Source organism: Pseudonocardia pini, assembly GCF_013870575.1.
Taxonomy (GTDB): Bacteria; Actinomycetota; Actinomycetes; order Mycobacteriales; family Pseudonocardiaceae; genus Pseudonocardia; species Pseudonocardia pini.
This window is the reverse complement of sequence record NZ_JACBXB010001171.1, coordinates 1-1,182: the sequence shown is the minus strand read 5'-3', so window position 1 is coordinate 1,182 and position 1,182 is coordinate 1. Positions and strand designations below refer to the sequence as shown.

At 75.0% G+C, this 1,182-nt stretch carries 2 protein-coding genes; both read left to right on the top strand.

The annotated features are described in order from the left end of the window. Nucleotides 1–146 precede the first annotated feature (146 nt). A complete protein-coding gene (gene folB, locus H5J29_RS33550) occupies nt 147–536 on the top strand; it encodes a dihydroneopterin aldolase (protein ID WP_181784887.1) in 390 nt (129 codons plus the stop codon). Then, nucleotides 533–1,042 (top strand): 2-amino-4-hydroxy-6-hydroxymethyldihydropteridine diphosphokinase, encoded by a 510-nt coding sequence (gene folK / locus H5J29_RS33545; RefSeq protein ID WP_181784886.1) that lies wholly within the window; start codon nt 533–535, stop codon nt 1,040–1,042. Before folB ends, folK begins: the two co-directional genes overlap by 4 nt. Nucleotides 1,043–1,182: the final 140 nt, after the last annotated feature.

Genomic DNA, 1,182 nt, shown 5'->3' with positions numbered 1-1,182 from the left:
CCGGGTGCACGACGTCGAGTCCACGATGGACGCCATCGCCGTGTCCGCGGCGTACCGCCTGGGCGCCTCGCGGGCCCGCACCGGACCCTGGTTGGGGGACCAGCCCTCGTGACCGCCGACGTACCACTTCCCGCGGAGGCGGAGTCGTGACCGACCGGATCGAGCTCACGGGCCTGCGCGTCCGCGGGCACCACGGGGTGTTCGAGCACGAGAAGCGAGACGGCCAGGACTTCGTCGTCGACATCACGCTCTGGATCGACCTCGCCGAGGCCGCCGCCACGGACGACCTGACCAAGACCGTGCACTACGGCGAGCTGGCCGAGCTGGCCGCCGGGATCGTCGCCGGCCCCCCGCGCGACCTCATCGAGACGGTCTCCGCGGAGATCGCGGACGCGGTGATGAAGGACGAGCGGGTGCACGCCGTCGAGGTGACCCTGCACAAGCCGCACGCCCCGATCCCGCTGGACTTCGCCGACGTCGCCGTGGTGGCCCGCCGCTCCCGCCGCGCGGGCCGGGGCAGGATCGTCCCCGCATGACCCGGGCGCTGCTCTCGCTGGGATCGAACCTGGGGGACCGGTTCGGCTACCTGCGGCTCGCCGTCGAGGGGCTGGCCGACGTCGTCGTGGCCGCCTCGCCCGTCTACGAGACCCCCGCCTGGGGCGGGGTCGAGCAGCCGGACTTCCTCAACGCGCTGCTGGTCGTGGAGGACCCGGAGACCGACCACTGGGGCTGGCTGCGTCGCGCCCAGGAGCTGGAGAAGGCGGCCGAGCGCGTGCGCGAGGTGCGGTGGGGCCCGCGGACCCTCGACGTGGACGTCGTCACGGTCGACGGCCCCGAGGGCCCCGTGACCAGCACGGATCCCGAGCTGCTGCTGCCCCACCCCGGCACGCCGGAGCGGGCGACGGTCCTCGTGCCGTGGCTCGACCTCGATCCGGAGGCGGTGCTGCCGGGGCACGGGCGGGTCGCGGACCTGCTGGCCGCGCTGCCGCAGGCGGAGGTGGCGGGTCTGCGCAGGCGCACGGACCTGGTGCTGCACCGGTGAGGGCCACCCGTCCCCGCGACCTGGTCGTGGCGTTCGTGGTCGCGGCGGTGGTCGCGAACCTGCTCGTCCGGCTGACCTACGGGTCGCTGCCCGCCTTCCCCGCTCCCGCGGGCGTCACGCTCGCGGTGCTCGGGGTGGCC